Source organism: Ligilactobacillus equi DSM 15833 = JCM 10991 (genome assembly GCF_000615765.1).
GTDB classification, from domain to species: Bacteria; Bacillota; Bacilli; order Lactobacillales; family Lactobacillaceae; genus Ligilactobacillus; species Ligilactobacillus equi.
The window spans coordinates 1-1,292 of the sequence record NZ_BAMI01000125.1 but is presented as its reverse complement, the minus strand read 5'-3'; the positions used below and the strand labels follow the sequence as shown (position 1 = coordinate 1,292).

At 36.8% G+C, this 1,292-nt stretch carries 1 protein-coding gene and 1 pseudogene; both read right to left on the bottom strand.

The annotated features are described in order from the left end of the window. On the bottom strand, positions 1–417 hold a 417-nt coding region (locus JCM10991_RS16300), incomplete at its 3' end, for an SspB-related isopeptide-forming adhesin (RefSeq protein ID WP_369384750.1). A gap of 336 nt (positions 418–753) precedes the next feature. After that, positions 754–1,212: pseudogene (locus JCM10991_RS16295) on the bottom strand (LPXTG cell wall anchor domain-containing protein); the annotation flags it as partial. Positions 1,213–1,292 lie beyond the last annotated feature (80 nt).

The following is a 1,292-nucleotide window of genomic DNA, read 5'->3' as shown; positions in this document are numbered from 1 at the left end:
TTGTACATTAAATTGTTTTGTAACGTCGTTACCTTTACCGTCTAAAACAGTAATTAAGTCTTTGTCAACGTCTACCTTAGTTTCATCGAAATCATCTGAGAAGGAGAATTCACGGCCAGAAGTTTCTGATGAAAGGGTAGTACCTGCCATGTCTGATAAGTCCCATGTCATGGAGTATTTCAACGTATCACCAACTAAAACATTAGTTCCGTTGATATCTTCATTCTTTTGGTCTAAGACAGACTTAGTAGGGTTAACCTTAACTGAAGTATTGTGAGTTGTGTTAGATACAGCAATCTTACCATTAAGCAAGACATCGTAAGTGTTCTTGATAGAAGCACCATCGTGATCTACTGTAACGTAAGCAACAATAAATGGAGTTGATGAAGCAACCTTATTGTATTGGTCGGAGTTCATCATCTTAACCAAAGCATCTTCAGCAGAGTAGGTTACTTGTTTACCATTGATGTCTTCATTGAACATCTCAGTAACATCAGTAAATGTTCCATCATTGTTCTTGAAGAATGCCTTAAAGCCTTTGTAAGTTACATCGCCATCAAAAGTATCTACAACTTGGAAGTCTTTGATAGTTTCATGGTATTGAACTAATGGTTGACCTTCAAGAGTGTATGATAAGGTTTCTCCCTTAACAACTTTTGCACCTTCATTGTCCTTACCATTAGGGTCTTTAGCAGTACCAACAGTAACTTTCTTCTTACCAACAGGATCAACTGGTTGGTAAGTAAAGGTCCAAACTTGGTTTGAATTATCAGCATCATTGTTCAAAGTATCTGTAACAGTATTGTATACAAAACCAGAAGCAATACGTTGCACTTGAACAAATGCAGTATAAGACATCTTGTGAGCCTTATTAGCTTGTGAGTTTGCTAAAGCTACATATTCAGCAGTAGGGGTTACTGTAAGCACACCTTTATCTGCATTGTAGTCGAAAGTAAAGTAACGAGAAATATCATCATTTGCCTTCACCGTAGAACCATTAGCAGCTGTGAAGTCTTGGTTAGCAATAACTTGGTATTGACGAGTAACACTATCGTGTTTAGTGTCAATGTTATCAGTTAAGAACCAATTCTTAACAATCGTAGCCCGGTTTTCAGGTAATTCTTTAGAAACTAACTTGTAAGCAATGTAGTCGCCTAACTTAACGTCTTTTTCATTAATAGAAGCACTATCACCAGCGTTCTTGATAACGTCTTTCTTAGGATCTAACTTAACACCTTGTTAGTTACGGTATTAGTTTCATAAGGTACCCCAAAGTTATTTTGGACTGCCTT